Genomic DNA, 18,308 nt, shown 5'->3' on the forward strand with positions numbered 1-18,308 from the left:
AATTATTTGGTATATGCAAATCATTTTCATTTAAAAACAAAATATAAAAATTTAATTTAAATGATTCAAGCAGATGTATTGACCATTAATATACATAATCATGATTAATAAAATAATAAAATATAAATATTTATATTTAGATAAAACGTTTAACTGTTTTTAATAAAACGTTTAACATTCTGTAATGGCGTAATTTGGAAAAAAATTTCAGAAAACGTTTACAAGGGAAAATTTATATATTATAATATAAAAATTGAAAGGTGCTTCACATGGAGTTGGACACTAATAATAAAAAATATTAGCGTCCCTCCGTGGTAAGCAGAACTTTTGAAAAATATTATAGAAAAATGAAGGAAACAAACATGGCTAAGATTATTACAGTTTTGGGATCGACCAATGTTGATAAGGTCGTTTCTGTACCGCGTTTTGCGACAAGTGGAGAAACTTTGCACACTCCTAACCACCAAGTTGAGGCAATGGGTGGAAAAGGTTTGAACCAAGGGGTTGCGGTTGCACGCTCTGGGGTTAAGACCAACATGATTACTAAGGTTGGGAAAGAACTTGATCTTTCTAAGAACATGAACGTTGAAAACCTAAGTACTGAACATGTTATGCTTTCAGAAAGTGAAGAGACTGGACAAGCTTACATTACTGTTTCAGAAGAGACTGGTGACAACATTATCCATATCTATGGTGGAGCTAATGCTGATATGACCGCTGCTGATGTTCGGGGCCACGCGGATGCAATTGCTGAATCAGATTTCGTGATTGCTCAATTGGAAACACCAATGGAGACAGTTATCGAAGGCTTCAAGATTGCGCGTGAAAATGGGGTCAAGACGATTTTGAATCCAGCTCCAATGCCTGAAGTTGGTGGTTTGCCAGCTGAATTGTTGTCATTGACAGACATCATTGCGCCAAATGAACATGAGACGTTTATCTTGACTGGTATTGAAGTGACTGATGAGCACTCAATGTTGCACAATGCGGCTTACTATTTCGAACGCGGAATTGATACTGTCATCATTACTATTGGTTCAGAAGGTTCATTCTACATGCGTGACAATGGAGAAGAAGGAATTGTGCCTGCCTTTAAGGTTAAGGCTGTTGATACTACCGCCGCTGGAGATACTTTCATCGGGGCCACTGCGACTCGTTTGAACAAGAACTTGGACAACTTGGCTGAAGCAATGCGTTATGGATCAGCCGCTTCATCATTGACCGTATCACGGGCCGGAGCACAACCAAGTATTCCAACTGAAGCTGAAGTTTTGGCTGTTTTAGAAGCTCACAAATAATTCAGATTAAAAAAGAGGAATTAAAAATGCGTAAAACAAATCTTTTGAATACTAAGCTTTCAAATGCTATTTCAGAAATTGGTCACACTCAATGGTTAACAATTGGGGATTCTGGTCTTCCAATCAAGGATGACGGACGTAAGATTGATTTGTCCGTTGTGCGTGGATTACCTTTGTTTATTGATGTTTTGAAGGCTACTCTTTCAGAAATGAAGGTTCAAAAAGTCTACTTAGCTGAAGAAATTAAGACAGAAAATCCAGCACAATTTGAAGCAATCAAAGCTTTACTTGATGCTGATGTTGAAATTGCCTACATTTCACACGATGAGTTGAAGGCTATGAGCCGTGATGAGAATAACATTGCAACGGTGCGGACTGGTGAAATTACGCCATTTTCAAATATTGTTTTGGAATCAAACGTTGATTTTGAAGGCGAAGCAATTAAATAATTGAGCTATTATTAACGAATTAATCACTAGTGTGAGGCCCATACCATAGCTTGCTATTACGGTGGGCCTCATATCTTTGTGATGAAAATTTTATTAAAGTAAGGATTAGAAAAATGAATATTACAGGATTATTCTTTGCCCTCTTGGCAATTATTGGTTGGAGTGCGTATCCAACCTTGGTTTCATACTTTGGTGGTAAGCCGGTTCAAGGAATTTTTGGGGCAACTTGGGGAACTTTGATTGTTGCGATTGTTTTGGTTTTGGTTACTAAAATGCCAATGTTGCACGGTGCTAACTTCTGGTTGGCCTTCTTCTCAGGGGCTGCTTGGGCTTTTGGAAATGTGTTGACGATTATGGCTTTTGGAATGAAAGACGAAGCCGGTAATGAATTAGGTTCAGCTAAGGCTATGCCAATCTCAACTGCTTTCCAAATCACCGCCAACGTGGTTTGGGGTGTGGTAATGTTAGGTAACTGGTCTTCAATGACTTCAAAGGTACTTGGTTTCTTTGCAGTTGTGATTATCTTGATTGGGGCTTACTTAACGACTTATCAAGAAAAGAAAACGGCTGGAAACAAGCAATTGTTGATGAAGGCCGTTGGGGTTTTGTTGATTGCCCAAATTGGTTACTCATTGTACGGAATTCTTCCACAATATACGCATGGTACTGATGGAATGCACATGTTCTTGCCACAAGCAATTGGAATGGCTGCCTTTGGGTTGTTAGTTGGATTGTATGAGACATTTAAGAACAGTAACAACATCTTTAGTCAATCAGTAACTTACAAGCAAATTTTCTCAGGATTCTTCTTTGCGATGGCTGCTTTGGGATACTTGGTTTCAGCTCAACCAGCTATGCTTGGTTTGGCAACCGGATTCGTTTTGTCACAAGTTTCAATTGTTGGAGCTACGGTTTCAGGAATTATTGTGATGCATGTTCATAAGACTGGTAAGGAATGGTCTGTGATTTCAATTGGGTTGGTAATGATTGTGGCTGCCGCTGCGGTAACTGCCTTTATCTAATGTTAATTTAATGCAGAAATGATTATGATTAAACGGGCTCATCAGTAATGGTGGGGTCGTTTTTTGGTGGTTTTAAAAAGTTTCAAGTAGCATATATTATGCGATGGTCAAGGAATCTTATACTAAAAATGATAAATAATTACACAATATGATTGTAATTTATATTTAATCTATAAAGGGCATTAAAATTAATTGGATAAAGAAATATGGAGATACAGCACTACAAGAGCTATTGTTTTTTCGTTGTGGTTGCCAATAGTATCTAGGATCGTAGCTAATTCTAGAGGGGAACTGCGCCTTTTGTTTAAATGATTATGAATATGAGTAATTAGATGAAGAGAAACTATATAATTATTTTTTAAAGGTAATGAATTAAATGAAAATTGACGATCAAGTCAAAAGCGAAGTTTTGAAGAACAATTATTTAACGCAGGAACATGATTTGGAATCGAGTATTTATATCTTATTAGAAGGTATTGTCATTATTTCTTTAATTGGAATGGACATGAGCGTTTTAATTTGATGTGTATGAATCAACGACCGAGCACTGTCTCCTTGTTGCATAGTGAAAATGAAGCAATCGTGGAACAACCTTATGCCATGAAAGTAGACTTTGAGCGAGTCATTTTTGACAAAATTAAGTGTGCGAAATTTTGGTATTTGATTAATAATCAGCCAATCTGTCAAAATTTACTATCGCAAACAAATCGATGCCAATATTAAGCAAATTGAACGAATTTTGGAAAACCGTAAAACCAGGCAAGTAGTGGCTTTTGTGGATGAGTGAGCGCAATTATTTGTTGAGCGTGATGATGTGATCGGCAAGATTATGATTGATTATTGAATTACCAATAAGACAATTGGTCAATTTTGTGGGATTAGTTCGCTAAGCTCAATCACGCGGTTTGTTAATGAATTGGTGAAAACGGCGTCATTGTGCAACATGCTGATTTATCTTTGGTGAAAGATGTGGATTATTTAAAATAATATGCTAATTAAACGTTGCTCAACGCACGTAGAATTTTAAGTAGTAGATGATACATTGAGTGGAATCAGCCACATGTTTGTCCTTTTGTATATGATATGATGAGTAGCTAGCTAGAATCGCGGGCAATAAAAAACGTCTAGCACTGAGAAATCGTGCTTAGACGTTTAATCATTAATTCAGTTTAGGCGTAGACCATGACTTCAGCAACTAATAGAATGCCACCGAAGATGAGCACAAAGGCGACCACGGGCCATACGAAACGGAACCAATGAGAATACTTCATGTCTAACATTTGCAAGGTAGCCATTACTAAGCCAGTTGGGGCCAAGAAGAGCATGGCATATTGACCAAATTGATAAGCAGTGACGACAACGAAACGTGGGATATTAACCGTATCAGCTAAAGGTGCTAAGATTGGCATTGAAAGTACGGCTAAACCGGATGATGATGGGACGATGAATCCTAGGACGAAGAAAATCAAGAGCATGGTAATGATAAAGACCGGACCGCTCATATGATTAACCAAAGATGACGAGAACTCTAGCATCGTGTCCGAAATCATACCGTTATTTAGAATGAGGTTGATTCCTCGTGCCAGACCAATAATTAATGAAACTCCAACTAAGCTGGAAGCACCGTTGACAAAGGCATCAACGACGCCTTTGTCACCAATTCCATTTGGACCGGTAGCGGTTAGGAACATAATTAAAATTGCAAAGCTTAGGAAAGAAGCAGCCATGGTTGGGAACCACCAACCTTGTGACATAACGCCCCAGACCATGATTGGGAACCCAATGACAAAGAAAATTAAGATTAATTTCTTACGGAAACTAAACGTACTCTCTAAAGGATTTTGATCTGAGGTGACCGCCCAAAGCTTTTTAAAGCGATTTTGGTCTTCGTAAGAATATGAAAGCGCTGGATTGGCCTTCACGCGCTTGCTATACCAATACAGGTAACCAAGAACGAATACCCCGGCGATGAAACATCCGACGACTCGCCACATAATTCCTTGGGTAAAATTAATTCCGGCCGCATTCGAAGCAATCACGACTGAGAAGGGGTTGATAGTTGAGAAGGCGGTTCCGACCGAACTAGCGAGGAAAATCGCGCCAACACAGACAATCGAATCATAGCCCATCGCAATAAAGACTGGCACTAAGATAGGATAAAAGGCGACAGCTTCTTCCTCAATTCCACATAAGGTTCCACCTAAAATCATTAAAATCGCTACTAAGAAAATGAGCATAAATTCATGCCCTTTTGTTTTTTTCGTTAAGGCTAAGAGACCGGCTTCAAAGGCGCCGCTGGCCTTAACGACTCCAATTAATCCGCCCAGGACAAAGATGAAGACCATAATATCAACTGCTTCCACCGTTCCTTGGACCATACTATTTGGAATCGCAGCTAAACTAGCGGGGCGTTGTTTCAAACGATTATAAGTATTGGGGATGGAAATCTCTTGGGTAATTCCACCACTAGTAAATTGATTAATATCAATTTTAACGCCTAATTTATCAAGTTCTTGTTGGGTAGCAGGCACTTTATCAGTGGGACCATCCGGTGTTTTAACGACTAAATGTTTTGAAGGCTGATCGTAAGACAACTTTGAATAACTACCTGCGGGGACTAACCAAGTCGCCGCAACGGCAACAATTGTTAAAATGAAAAGAATAACGAAAGCACCCGGCATTTTAAATTTAAAACGAGGCTTTTTACTAATACCTACCATAATAATATTCCTATACCTTATTCATAAGATTATAGCCAGAGCAGCTTAAATCTGGAGACAATAGGTAAATTCACAATCATGATTGTATGAATCGAACTTGTCAAAGGTAGTTACTACTGGCTACAATTAACATTATATGTAAACGGTTTCTTGAAACTTCAAAAAACCTCAAAATTGGAGGAATGTATGAATCATCAACTTAAACATGCGGGACGTGGGCAGCGAATTATGATTGCGGCGTTTTGGATTGCTTTAGCCTCCCAAATTCAATGGTCAGCGCTCGTGCCCGGCTTTATTATTGCCTTGTCACCGCTGATTTTACCCATTTTTTTATATTTTAATACTGATTTGAACCCGATTCCTTTAACGCTGACGGTGGCGGTAGCTTCTCCAGTGTTTCGCGGGATTTTGATGCTAGTTAGCCAGCAAAGTTCGCCGCAGCAAATTTGGTTATACATTTGGGCGGATATGGCTTTTTATATTCTGTATGGGTTGATTTACTATTGGTTTTATTGGCGCCGTGGGAGTTGGAATAATGCCACATTTTTTGTGACGATTGTACTTTGTGATTATGGGGCTAATTTATTCGAGGTTAGCATTTTAAATCATTGGCAAGTCCCCAATTTAGACTTCTTTAAAATTATTTTTGCGGTGGCATTATTACGAACGCTGGCCAGCTGTGTGCTGGCATTTGGGTACCATTATTTTGCGCTATTATTACGCCTTGAGCGACACGAACAGCAATATTATGATTTTATTATGGCAGCGGCATCAGTCAAAAATGAGTTATATTTTATGCAAAAAAACGTGGCGGAATTGGAAAGCATTATGAAAAATGCATATCTCTTAAATGATGAATTACAGGTGATAGATCATGCAACGAGTAATCGGGCACTAGCAATTGCGCGGGATGTGCACGAGGTGAAAAAAGATTACCAAAATGTGATGCGAGGGCTGGCGGCTAGTTTTACAATGGAACGCGTGGTGACGATGCGCTTAACCGAAATTATTCGGGTGGTCACGGAATACGCGCGACGGGTGATTCGTGATGGTCAATTAGATGTGGTGATTCAAGAAAAGGTTGAAGGCGAGCTAGTAATTGTTGAGCATTACACTATGGTGACGATATTATCGAATTTAATTTTTAATAGTATGGATGCGCTCAGTCAACAGCGACGTGGAGTGATTACAATTAGCGTTTGGCGTGACGGTGAGTATTTGTGGCTAGTGGTCGCAGACAATGGGCCGGGGATGACACAACAAATGCAAGCCCAAATTTTCACACCCGGTTTTACCACCAAATTCAATGCCGAAACCGGTGATGTCTATCGGGGAATTGGGCTTTATCATACGCAACAGCTGATGGAAAAAACTTTTGCAGGACAGATTCATGTTGAATCCAGTCCGCAACACGGTGCTAAATTTACGGCTCAGTTTAAAATTGACCATTTATTAGGTGAGGTAGAGACATGAATTTTTACATTATAGATGATGATCAGGCGGTGCCGTTGGTGCTTCAACAAATCATTGAGCAAGATCATAATGCGATGGTGGTGGGAACGAGTCAAGATCCTTTGTCTGGGCTTCAAGCCGTTTTAACTTTAGACGTTGATATTCTATTGGTTGATTTATTAATGCCGGAATTATCGGGCGTTGATTTGGTGTTGCGCTTAAAAAAGCAGCGTCCTCAGATTAAAGTGATTATGATATCTCAGGTGCGCGATTTGGAATTACGGGAGAAAGCCTATCAAGCGGGGATTGAATTTTTTATTGATAAGCCGATTAATGTAATTGAAGTTAAGACTGTGATTGAAAAAGTGCGCGATAGTTTACAAATGCAGACTAAGTTGGCCTATATTCAAAGTCTGGTGGGGGATGAAAAAATGCAACAAAGTCCGCACGCGCAAACAGTCCCACAAGCGATGGAACAAGTACGGATGATTTTAAAATATTTGGGAATCTCGACTGAAGTGGGGACCGCCGATATTTTATTTACCGCTGAAATTATGTTGGAACATCATTTGCATTTCAATCAAATTGATTTTGAAAAACAATATACGATTGATCAACATGAAAAAAAGATTATTTTTCAGCGAATGCGCCGAGCAATGAAAAATGGGTTGACGAATTTAGCTACGCGGCAATTAGATGATTTTAATGATGACATAGCTTTAGACTATGGTAATATCCTCTATGATTATAAAAATGTTCGGACGGAAATGTTGTATCTACAAGGACAGCATCATGCCCATGGGAAAGTAGCTTTGCGTAAATTTATGGAAGGTTTGATCTTGATGGCAGAACGCGAGTAATACGACATTGTTTCACGTGGAACAAGGGTGCGTTACCGACGGACTCAGTAATACAGTGGGTCAGGTAAATAGTTTTTTCATCAAGGAAGTTGTTAATGTATAAGAATGCTAGTGTTAAATACAATCGCTGATATAAAGCCGTTTAGGTCATTTTAAAATTCACTGAAAACTCAATAATTTACCCCTACGGATATGCTCGCTTTGACTTAATTGTTGAAGCGTTTTTTGTATAGATACTGTTATTTTAAATTTTGTAGTATAACGAACCTAATTAGAACATTAAAAAGTACAATATGTTACCTTAATAGAACATAATATGTACTTTCAATTTAAAAAAATAAAACTTCATGTAGTTGTTAGTCGTATACAATAGGTAAAGAGAGGCTATGTTGGATATTTTGGGAGAAAAAAATATGAAATTGACAAGATACATATTGTTGAGTGCCGTGCTATTAGAATTTATTAATCCATTAATTGTATCCGCAGACTCAATTCAAAGTAATGACAAAGAAAATAATAATTTGTCAGTAGTTAATGAAACAAAACCTAGTGTTAAGCAATTAGATAAAAAAGAAACGTCAGAAGAACCGATTGATTCATGGATGCCGGATAAAGAATTGCAAAAAGAAGTATGGGATAATTTACAAAATAAAGGAGTTTTAAGTCAAGATTCCACTGTGAATGACATAACGAAAGAAAATATAAGTAATTTAACGTATTTAAATCCCTATAATGTGAAATTCACATCTTTGAAGGGTTTAGAGTATGCAACTAATTTAGAAGTATTTGACTTTCATTTTATTGATCAAACTAATAGTCCACTTGATTATTCACCACTTTTAGAATTAAAAAAATTGCATCGATTCTTAGTTAGTGGTGTTCCGCTTTCTAGAGTCCCAGTTAGCGAATTAAAATATTTAACTGACTTGTGTATCAATGGAACTTCAATATCTGATCAAGAATTGAAAAGTTTAGTAGGAATGAAAAGATTAACGAGCTTAATTTTTGATGATGATGGTATCAGTGATAATAGCCTTAAAATATTTGAAAATGCAACCCATTTAAGTAGTTTAGAATTAGAAGAGAATAACATTAGTGATGTGACACCGCTTAAAAATCTAAATAATACAGATTTATACTTAGATGATAATCATATATATGATATTTCGTCATTCGCTAATCGAGTTCCATTAGAAAAAGCAATGGTTGTACAAGAACAAGATGTAAAACTCAATGATATTACCATGAATAAACAAGAGATTATAACTAGTCCCATGAAAATTAGTTCTGCAAATAATGAGCGAGACCTTTTTGGAGCTTACGTACTTGTATTGGATAGTGATGACAATAATCTGAATAATAGTTATGATTTAGCTAAATACGATAGCGATAGCAGAACGATAAAATTCTACAATTTACCAATTGGCAAATATAAAATTATTGTTCGATATAACACAGAGGCATATCCAAAGATGGATTACGCATTTAATGGTATATTGGAGTTTAATATGAATGTTGTGCCGTATGTAACTGCTAAGTACGTCGACGAGGCTGGAAATAAAATTTCGGATGATGTAGTTAAAAGTGGCGAGGTGGGAGAACAATATACCACCGAGCAGAAAGACATTAAAAACTATACGTTCAAGGAAGTTCAAGGTTCACCAAGCGGTACGTTTACCGATGAAATAAAAACAGTAACCTATGTGTATAAGGCCACGCCAAATACTAATACACCAACAAAACCAGCTAACCCCAATACCAATATGCCAGAGTTACCGGCAAATCCAGGATCCAATATGCCAACGAAGCCGGTAAACCCCAAGACCAATATGCCAGAGTTACCGGCAAATCCAGGATCCAATATGCCAACGAAGCCGGTAAACCCCAAGACCAATATGCCAGAGTTACCGGCAAATCCAGGAACCAATATGCCAACGAAGCCGGTAAACCCCAATACCAATATGCCAGAGTTACCGGCAAATCCAGGACCCAATATGCCAACGAAGCCGGTAAACCCCAAGACCAATATGCCAGAGTTACCGGCAAATCCAGGACCCAATATGCCAACGAAGCCGGTAAACCCCAAGACCAATATGCCAGAGTTACCGGCAAATCCAGGAACCAATATGCCGACTAAGCCAGTAAATCCTAACACTAATATGCCACAATTACCGGCAAATCCAGGGACCAATATGCCAGCATTACCAGTGATTGATGATAATGGAGGTAATGCTGATGGTAATGAAAACAACACCAAACCAGGAACAAATAATAATAACTCAAGCTCCAATCTTAACAATGATGACATTGTTGTAGATAATGTGATTAATAAAGTTCAGTCATCATTACCAAAGACGGCAGCTGAAAAGGTGACATTAGCTGGAATTGTTAGTGTTGTGTTAGCTTTATTGGCTGGATTAGTTATCCGGAAGAAGCATAAGTGATATTCATAAAACATGAATCAATTTGTTGAAATTTATTTAAGTTTTGATGAATTATTTTTGGAGTTTCTATAATCTGAAAATAAGAATGATTGAATTGTGTTAGATTCGTAAATTGGATGTTAATTTATGTAAAATAAATCGAAAATAAATGTACATTATGTTCGGAATAATCTTGTAATCAAGTGATAAATTCACTTGGTTCTTTTTTATTGTACGAAGTGAGACACGGGATGAAACGAAGGATTTATTAACAAAAGTAACATTTGTTATTTAAATTAATTTTTTTGGGTATCTAAGCTTGCAAAAAAGGAAAAAATAATTGTACCTATTAATACTATAATAAATATGTAAGTATAAATATTAAAAGAACCAATAAACTTGACAATCTTTTCAAAAGGAACGCATAATGACCGAGCACAGCACAGCACAGCACAGCACAGCACAGCACAGCACAGCACAGCACAGCACAGCACAGCACAGCACAGCACAGCACAGCACAGCACAGCACAGCACAGCACAGCACAGCACAGCACAGCACAGCACAGCACAGCACAGCACAGCACAGCACAGCACAGCACAGCACAGCACAGCACAGCACAGCACAGCACAGCACAGCACAGCACAGCACAGCACAGCACAGCACAGCACAGCACAGCACAGCACAGCACAGCACAGCACAGCACAGCACAGCACAGCACAGCACAGCACAGCACAGCACAGCACAGCACAGCACAGCACAGCACAGCACAGCACAGCACAGCACAGCACAGCACAGCACAGCACAGCACAGCACAGCACAGCACAGCACAGCACAGCACAGCACAGCACAGCACAGCACAGCACAGCACAGCACAGCACAGCACAGCACAGCACAGCACAGCACAGCACAGCACAGCACAGCACAGCACAGCACAGCACAGCACAGCACAGCACAGCACAGCACAGCACAGCACAGCACAGCACAGCACAGCACAGCACAGCACAGCACAGCACAGCACAGCACAGCACAGCACAGCACAGCACAGCACAGCACAGCACAGCACAGCACAGCACAGCACAGCACAGCACAGCACAGCACAGCACAGCACAGCACAGCACAGCACAGCACAGCACAGCACAGCACAGCACAGCACAGCACAGCACAGCACAGCACAGCACAGCACAGCACAGCACAGCACAGCACAGCACAGCACAGCACAGCACAGCACAGCACAGCACAGCACAGCACAGCACAGCACAGCACAGCACAGCACAGCACAGCAGTAGCTAGTGCTATTTTGGTTTATCCAAATAAAAATGTAAAAGCATTTCTGGTCCATTAATTGGGTTAGGCATGCTTTTTTTGCGTTATTGGAGTAGTCATATGAATCATTTAGATAAAAATCAAAAATATATAGATCATTTGTTTGATGTTGTTGAAAAGTTAGATCTTGCGGATAGGGTGACGATGAAGTTATCCAGGAACCAATTCGTAAGTAAAGCACATAATCCTGAATCCAACTTATACCTTTTAGTTGAGGGGGTTATTATTACGTCCCTTGTCGGGACGGATGGCTTTAGAATTAATTTGTCCTATATGAATAAACCAGGGATTGTAACGCTCTTGCGCGACGAAGAAGAAAGAGTCGTTGAACAACCCTATGATATAGAGGTGGATTCGGATAAAGCAAAGCTTTATAAAGTGAATCGTGTTAAGTTTTGGGAATTGGTTAATCATGATGAGATGTTAAATCGATATGTGAAAATTTATTATCGAGAAAAAATCAATGAGAATGTTCAGAAATTTATACGGCATGTGGGTAGTAATCGAATAGGGCAGGTCAAAATATTTCTTTATGAATGTGCTCAAATATTTGGGGTAAAGGATCCAAAAACGGGTTATATCTTGATTAATCATAAGATCACGCATCAAACGATTGCTGATTTTTGTGGAATTAAAAACCGAAGTTCGATTACTAGGATTATGGGCGAATTAATTAAAATTGATGTTATAGGAAAACATTCAGGATTGATACTGGTAAAAGATATGGAATATTTAGAGGAATATACGCAAAGCATATAGGAGTGGAAGAACGAAGATTGCAAAATATATTTTACTAAGCACAACAGTACTCGGCTTGGTAAATCCTTTAGTGGTATTGGCAGATGATAGTAACGCCACATCAACGTCCAGTGCAAGTAGTAATTCAAAGATTGAAAGTACGTCATCAGGTGAACAAGAAGGCACAGCACAAATTAATAATACCCATCTAAATCAGTCACTTGAAACAGGAAGTTGGGATGGAAATGATTGGGAATTAACTGATGATGGCTTATTGAATTTTAATAATGGAATTATCTTAGAACAACCAACTCAAAATCGTGGTATGACCGCGGAACAAGAATCTAAGATAAAGAAAATAAATGTTTTAGATACTTGGAGTCTTATTCGAGACTACGCAGGTAGAAATTTATTTGCTAATTTTCCTAACTTATAATCTATATCTGGCTTAGACTCCAAGTGGGATATAGTAAAATTATACGATATTAGTGGCGGATTTTCTAATGGCCCCAGACTTAAAAAAGTAGATCTATCCGATTTTGACACTTCCTCCGTTAGTTTATTTGCTGAACGATTTGCTAATGATTATGAATTGGAGGAATTAAATTTAACAAATAAATTCACATATGGTATTAACACGGGTCCATCATCTAGTAAAGATATGTTTCTAAATGATCGAAATCTGAAAAAATATCATTGGGTACGAATATTTATCTATTTTATGGAGATGAAAATTTACCGGAAATTAAGGTAACAAATATGTACACCGGTAAATGGCAAAATGTTGGTAATGGAACAGTCGATCATCCAACTGGTAAAAACATCTGGAGTTCATCTGAGTTAATTAATAATTACAGAGGTTTAGATGATGCTGATACTTATGTTTGGCAAAAGAATGAAGCAGCCGACGTGACAGTTAGATACGTTGATGAAAATGGTAAAGCGATTGCCAAATCAGAAGTGAAATCAGGAAACGTTGGCGACAGGTATACGACCGAAAAGAAAGATATTACTGGATATACTTTTAAGGAAGTTCAAGGATCATCGAACGGAGAATTTACTGACAAGGCACAAACAGTAACGTACATTTACACCAAGAATGATGATAATGTAAAACCAAGTGATCCAAGTCAACCAGCAAAACCTGATACACCAGATCATTCCGGTGATAATAACTCAAATACGTCCGAGCAACCTGGAAATAATTCAACTGGTAATGACGTAATGACTAACGTAGTTGAGGGAGTTCAGTCAGTATTAACAAAGACAGCAGCTGAGAAGGTAACATTAGCTGGAATTGTCAGTGTTGTGTTAGCTTCATTAGTTGGATTGATTGTATGGAAGAAACGGAAATAAAACATAATAATAATTTATTCATAAGTCTACAGATTATAAATAGATTAAATATTGATATGTTAAATAATGAGACAAGTATTAATGNTGTATGGAAGAAACGGAAATAAAACATAATAATAATTTATTCATAAGTCTACAGATTATAAATAGATTAAATATTGATATGTTAAATAATGAGACAAGTATTAATGCACTTGTCTTTTTCTTTGCCCTCAGTTACTAACTAGGAAAAGAACTGAATAACAAATGATAGTGCTTCTCTTAAACAGTGTAGTTATTATTATTTTTAAAAACACCCCAATTATAAAAAATAACATTTCATTTACGTTGGTATACCGGGGGGAGCGCGACTGTTTAAAAAATAGTGAAAGCGTAGATAGTTGGGGGGTAACGTAGTTTAAACATTGATATAAATGAATTTATGTAAAAAATAAGCGTCCAAAACGGGCGCTTATTATTATTTTATTTAATTCTATTGATGAAGTTATATACTAATTCATCAATATCATTACGAGTAGACCTAAATATGTTTAAAATTTCTTCATTTGTTCCGCTTGCTTGTGCTGGATCATCTAATGGCCAATGTTCTTTGTTTACGTTTGGTGGTGTCATTGGACATTTGTCTTTGGCATCACCACATAATGTAATGACGTAATCGCTTGATTGTAAATAGTCATTATCGATTAAATCAGAAGTATTATTGGAAATATCAATGTTGTTTTCAGCCATAACGCTAACTGCCATTTTATTTAAACCGTGTTGCTCTACGCCGGCGCTCTTAATTATCCAATCAGAAGGGGCGTATTTTTTAGCAAAACCTTCTGCCATTTGACTTCTGCATGAGTTGCCAGTACATAGGAAGTATAGTTGCATGATTTAATCCTCACTTAATAATATGATTGTTTAATCATACTATCATTTATAGCAATAGTATCTAAATAAACATTTGAAAATATATTGTCATTTTGTTAATGCTTCATTGATTTTTACAGCCATTATTTAATAAATCATGATGATTTAGCACATCTTCACCAGTCCATGTATAATGTTGGGTAAACTTTTGACGTGCCTTGTTGATGTTAGTGTAGTATTGCATTATAGCCAGTATATTTGCGGTTAATTTCTTTGACTTAAAGATATTCATAGAAAACAAGACACGCATTAGTGTAAGCTTTATAATATGAATATAGTTTATTCTTTGTACAAGCTGTCAATTGGAGGATGTAAAATTGGATAATATTATTGTTAAAGATAGTTTTTGGAATATTTTTCCTGAGGCGCAAATCAACGTGTTAATTGTTAAAGATGTAAATAATACCTTGAAAGATGCTGAGGTTTATGAAAATATGTTAAACGTTGCTAAGAACAACGCTTTAAAGTATTTACCTGAAGACAATTTTTCTGATAATGTCATTATTCAGCAATGGCGGAATGATTACACAAAATTCAAAAAGAAGAAAGGCGCTCGCTCATCCATTGAAGCTTTGTTAAAGCGTGTTGCACAAGGAAAAGGTGTTGGATCTATCAACCCCTTAGTGGACATTTATAATAGTATCTCTATGAGCTATGGTGTACCAGTCGGTGGAGAAGATATGGACACGATAGTAGGAGATTTGACTCTTGGTGTCGCAGAAGGTGGGGAAGCATTTTACCCTTTGGGAGATGATAATAATGAGCCGGCCTTATCGGGAGAAGTCATTTATGCAGATGACAAGGGTGCAGTGTGCCGTTGTCTTAACTGGCGTGATGGTCAGCGTACTATGTTAACTGAAGATACGCATGATGCAGTATTATTTATTGAATCTACTCGACCAGAGACTCATGAACAAGCTAATAATGCTATTCGGGCATTGCAAACAGCAATAAAAGATAACTTACAGGTTGAATCAATGCGATATCAACTTAGTAAGAACGATAGTGCTATAAAACTTTTGTAATGTAAAGTTTAGTGCGTTTGGTATTGAAACAATAGTGTGAATGTATTTAGATAAACAAAAAACGCAAATATATTAAAGATAAGCGTAATAATCAAGCTATAAAAAGTGGCCGAACGGTAAAGAGTTTTATCCTCTTTGCCTTTTTTAATATCTAATTATAGCAACCCAATAAAATTATTCAGGGGATATAGTATGAATGTAAGAATAGTTAAGCACAACGATGGGTAATTAAGAAATATTATTGGCAAAGGATAAGTTAGCTAAGACTTTCGTCCGTAAACATTCCATTATTGACGATATGAAGGAGCTTATAAGAATATTTAATGAGAATCATAACAATTAGATAGAAATACGTTAATGTTTGTAGTGATAACTATATAGCAATTCGGATAAATGCTCTACAGATGGGGATGCACAAAGGATTTAAGCTGGTATTGCTTACACTCGTTGTTAGGGAAAAATGTATAAGCCGTTATCTAGGGGTTTGTTTCGGCAGAGCCTTTTATGTTAAAAGAACGCGGACAATAAGCCGTTTGAGGTTATTTAAATATTATTAACTACTCAATATTAACTAGAATTTGCCAGTGTGGATATGTGTGCTTTGACTTGGTTGTTGAAGCATTTTTTAATTTTAAATTTCCCAAAATATAATAAAACGTATCAAATGTGACGAGTTTTTGCCAAGAAATTGTACTTTTTGAGACATTTTTAGGACCATAAAAACTTAATTGAACCTTATAATTGTATTAAAAGGAACATAAAAAGTTTGCCTTTTTAAGAGGATACAAGTAAGTAACTGTGTTTCTTAATTATCGGAAGCAGGTTGACTATAATGTTTTACTTCTTTTTCAACAAATTAGTAATAATCATAAAGAACAGATATGTGCTTTTTTATATGAAGCTACGTAAATGTTTGGGTTTTCAGTTCGGATGATACAAATGAAATATCAATGGATTAAGCAAATAAACATTGCCAAATTTGTTGGTATGAATCAAAGAACATCGGTAACGGGGATTATGGCTGAATTAGTTGATGAAAATATTGTAGAAATGAAGCACGGTCTAATCTTAGTTAAAGATATGAAGTATCTAAAAGAATGCATCAAGCAGTTAAAGTAAGTGACTTGGACATCTTATAGTAATTAAATATAGGAGAAATTAAAAATGAAAATTGGGAAATATTTATTAATAAGTACAGCGGTATTAGGATTAGTTAATCCGTTGGCTGTATTAGCTGATGAACAAACTAGTAATTCAAGTAGTCGTAATAGTGATACTAGTATTAATAGTTCTGCCGATAGTGACAAGACATCTAAATTATCAGAAGTAAGTACAAAGAGCGAACCAAAGGTTACAACAGCTAGCGAGTCTATTCCTTGGGGAGATAGTGGGTTTAATCTAACGTTAGAAAATGGCATTCTTCATCTACCAAGCGCTAGTTTTAATACAGGTAAACCAAATATTACTTTGCAAGCTGCGTTAGAAAACGCTAATGTTGGTAGAAACGAAGTTTTTAAGATTGTAATTGATGGGCCGTTAGAAATAGCAGATGGCCGCATGGTATTTGCCGATTTAAGTAATTTAGAGTCTATCGATGGATTAGAAAATTTAGATACTTCGCAAGTAACAGATATGACATCTATGTTTTATAATACTGGATTAATTAATTTGGACTTAAGCAACTTCAATACATCCAAAGTTACTAATATGTATGGAATGTTTATGAATATGAAAAAACTGGAAAGTGTAAATGTAAGTAGTTTTGATACATCCAATGTGGTTACAATGGAAAGAATGTTTGGTAATGTACGAGATACTGACACAAATCAATTGTTAAGTCTAGATTTAAGTAATTTTGATACTTCAAAAGTTTCCACTATGACAGATATGTTTAAAGGGGCGAATAGCCTGAAAGAATTGAAGTTAGGTGATAATTTCAGATTTAAGAACGGTTCTAGGTTACTTGATCCGGAAAGAACAGGCCAATATTCCGGTAAATGGCAAAATGTGGGTCAAGGAACTAAAGATAATCCAACCGGAAAGAATGAATGGTCCACGGTTGAGTTAACTAATAATTATGGTAGTGGAGATGCAGATACATATGTCTGGCAACCACGGAGTTCAACGCACACAGTAAAATTTTATGAAGCAAACGGAAATGAATTACCTCAAAACAAAATTAGCGTAAGTGGGAGAATTGGTCAAGAATATGACTTAACTGATGAAGTTAATCTTGAGTTAGCACGCTTAAGGAGTGACGGCTATAAAGTTGTATCTAATTACGGTTCGATTAAAGGGGTATTTAAAGAAATTCACGACGGAGCAGGCTATATTTTAACTAAGGCTCCAGAAATTGGGGTAGGAAATGTAACGGCTAGATATATAGATGAAAATGGTAACGATATAGCAAAACCTGATTTTAAGACAGGTCGAGTAGGTACAGAATTTAAAACAACTAAAAAAGATATTAAGGGATATACTTTTCAAAAAGTAGAAGGTTTAGAGATTGGAAAATTCTCATCACAGAATAAGATAGTTACCTATATCTATTCTAAAGATATCGTTAAAGCAGCTGATGTAACTGTTAAGTATGTGGATGAAAATGGTAAGGAAATCGCTAAATCAGAAGTGAAATCTGGAAATGTTGGTGATAAGTATACGACCGAAAAGAAGGATATTACCGGATATACCTTCAAAGAAGTTAAGGGTTCAGCGAACGGAGAGTTTAC

At 36.9% G+C, this 18,308-nt stretch carries 15 protein-coding genes; 13 read left to right on the top strand and 2 right to left on the bottom strand.

Annotation, left to right across the window (positions count from 1 at the left end; all coding sequences use genetic code 11):
• Nucleotides 1–362 precede the first annotated feature (362 nt).
• From rbsK to ACJQWY_RS05605, 4 genes are all read left to right on the top strand, one after another.
• Entirely contained in the window at nucleotides 363–1,298 is a 936-nt protein-coding gene (gene rbsK, locus ACJQWY_RS05590; protein ID WP_407076748.1) for a ribokinase, read from the top strand.
• Between the two features lie 26 nt (nucleotides 1,299–1,324).
• Entirely contained in the window at nucleotides 1,325–1,747 is a 423-nt protein-coding gene (rbsD, locus tag ACJQWY_RS05595; RefSeq protein WP_407076749.1) for a D-ribose pyranase, read from the top strand.
• A 113-nt stretch (nucleotides 1,748–1,860) separates the two neighbouring features.
• The gene (locus ACJQWY_RS05600) at nucleotides 1,861–2,769 is read left to right on the top strand and encodes a GRP family sugar transporter (protein WP_407076750.1); all 909 of its coding nucleotides are present in this window, start codon (nucleotides 1,861–1,863) and stop codon (nucleotides 2,767–2,769) included.
• A gap of 376 nt (nucleotides 2,770–3,145) precedes the next feature.
• The gene (locus tag ACJQWY_RS05605) at nucleotides 3,146–3,292 is read left to right on the top strand and encodes a hypothetical protein (RefSeq protein WP_407076751.1); all 147 of its coding nucleotides are present in this window, start codon (nucleotides 3,146–3,148) and stop codon (nucleotides 3,290–3,292) included.
• A 646-nt stretch (nucleotides 3,293–3,938) separates the two neighbouring features.
• On the opposite strand, the gene ACJQWY_RS05610 is transcribed toward ACJQWY_RS05605, so the two are convergent.
• Complete coding sequence (locus ACJQWY_RS05610) at nucleotides 3,939–5,489, bottom strand: YfcC family protein (protein WP_407076752.1); 1,551 nt, start codon at nucleotides 5,487–5,489, stop codon at nucleotides 3,939–3,941.
• A 186-nt stretch (nucleotides 5,490–5,675) separates the two neighbouring features.
• Here ACJQWY_RS05610 and ACJQWY_RS05615 point away from each other — a divergent pair, with 186 nt between their 5' ends.
• The 6 genes from ACJQWY_RS05615 to ACJQWY_RS05640 all read left to right on the top strand — a co-directional run bounded on the left by ACJQWY_RS05615 (nucleotide 5,676) and on the right by ACJQWY_RS05640 (nucleotide 13,642).
• Entirely contained in the window at nucleotides 5,676–6,962 is a 1,287-nt protein-coding gene (locus ACJQWY_RS05615) for an ATP-binding protein (RefSeq protein WP_407076753.1), read from the top strand.
• Nucleotides 6,959–7,801 carry a DNA-binding domain-containing protein gene (locus tag ACJQWY_RS05620; protein ID WP_407076754.1) on the top strand — a complete coding sequence of 281 codons (843 nt, stop codon included), beginning with the start codon at nucleotides 6,959–6,961 and terminating at the stop codon, nucleotides 7,799–7,801. Before ACJQWY_RS05615 ends, ACJQWY_RS05620 begins: the two co-directional genes overlap by 4 nt.
• 413 nt (nucleotides 7,802–8,214) lie before the next feature.
• A complete protein-coding gene (locus ACJQWY_RS05625; protein ID WP_407076755.1) occupies nucleotides 8,215–10,245 on the top strand; it encodes a MucBP domain-containing protein in 2,031 nt (676 codons plus the stop codon).
• Between the two features lie 1,363 nt (nucleotides 10,246–11,608).
• Nucleotides 11,609–12,307 (top strand): Crp/Fnr family transcriptional regulator, encoded by a 699-nt coding sequence (locus ACJQWY_RS05630; RefSeq protein ID WP_407076756.1) that lies wholly within the window; start codon nucleotides 11,609–11,611, stop codon nucleotides 12,305–12,307.
• Between the two features lie 70 nt (nucleotides 12,308–12,377).
• A complete protein-coding gene (locus tag ACJQWY_RS05635) occupies nucleotides 12,378–12,722 on the top strand; it encodes a hypothetical protein (protein ID WP_407076757.1) in 345 nt (114 codons plus the stop codon).
• Nucleotides 12,723–12,982: 260 nt separating this feature from the next.
• On the top strand, nucleotides 12,983–13,642 hold the full coding sequence (locus tag ACJQWY_RS05640; RefSeq protein WP_407076758.1) for a MucBP domain-containing protein: 660 nt from the start codon (nucleotides 12,983–12,985) through the stop codon (nucleotides 13,640–13,642).
• A gap of 462 nt (nucleotides 13,643–14,104) precedes the next feature.
• Here ACJQWY_RS05640 and arsC read toward each other — a convergent pair whose 3' ends face one another.
• Nucleotides 14,105–14,518, bottom strand: a complete 414-nt coding sequence (gene arsC, locus ACJQWY_RS05645) for an arsenate reductase (thioredoxin) (protein WP_475325271.1) — start codon at nucleotides 14,516–14,518, stop codon at nucleotides 14,105–14,107.
• Between the two features lie 353 nt (nucleotides 14,519–14,871).
• Here arsC and ACJQWY_RS05650 point away from each other — a divergent pair, with 353 nt between their 5' ends.
• The 3 genes from ACJQWY_RS05650 to ACJQWY_RS05660 form a co-directional block, all read left to right on the top strand.
• Complete coding sequence (locus tag ACJQWY_RS05650; protein WP_407076760.1) at nucleotides 14,872–15,579, top strand: B3/B4 domain-containing protein; 708 nt, start codon at nucleotides 14,872–14,874, stop codon at nucleotides 15,577–15,579.
• A gap of 939 nt (nucleotides 15,580–16,518) precedes the next feature.
• The gene (locus tag ACJQWY_RS05655; RefSeq protein ID WP_407076761.1) at nucleotides 16,519–16,698 is read left to right on the top strand and encodes a cyclic nucleotide-binding domain-containing protein; all 180 of its coding nucleotides are present in this window, start codon (nucleotides 16,519–16,521) and stop codon (nucleotides 16,696–16,698) included.
• Between the two features lie 45 nt (nucleotides 16,699–16,743).
• Nucleotides 16,744–18,308 (top strand): MucBP domain-containing protein (locus tag ACJQWY_RS05660; protein ID WP_407076762.1); only part of this gene is annotated, 1,565 nt, incomplete at its 3' end.

This window comes from Weissella kandleri (assembly GCF_045504165.1).
Taxonomy (GTDB): domain Bacteria; phylum Bacillota; class Bacilli; order Lactobacillales; family Lactobacillaceae; genus Weissella; species Weissella kandleri_A.